Consider the following 392-nt stretch of genomic DNA (forward strand, 5'->3'; position numbering starts at 1 on the left):
CTCAAGGGCTTCAAATCCTTCGCCTCGGCCACCACTCTCAACTTCGAGCCGGGCATCACCGCGGTGGTCGGCCCCAACGGGTCCGGCAAGTCCAATGTGGTCGACGCGATCGCCTGGGTGCTCGGCGAGCAGGGTGCCAAGGCGCTGCGCGGCGGCAAGATGGAAGACGTCATCTTCGCCGGCACCGCCGACCGGCCGCCGCTGGGTCGGGCCGAGGTGACGCTGACCATCAACAATGCCGACGGGGCGCTGCCGATCGACTACGCCGAGGTGGCGATCACCCGGCGGATGTTCCGGGACGGGGCCAGCGAGTACGAGATCAACGGCTCCTCCTGTCGGCTGCTGGACATCCAGGAGCTGCTCAGCGACTCCGGCATCGGCCGGGAGATGCA

The 392-nt window shown here is 68.1% G+C and carries 1 protein-coding gene; it reads left to right on the plus strand.

Annotation, left to right across the window (positions count from 1 at the left end):
- On the plus strand, positions 1–392 hold a 392-nt coding region (locus D7Y13_RS44615), incomplete at both ends, for an AAA family ATPase (RefSeq protein ID WP_147452787.1).

The sequence above is a fragment of the Corallococcus praedator genome, assembly GCF_003612125.1.
GTDB classification, from domain to species: Bacteria; Myxococcota; Myxococcia; order Myxococcales; family Myxococcaceae; genus Corallococcus; species Corallococcus praedator.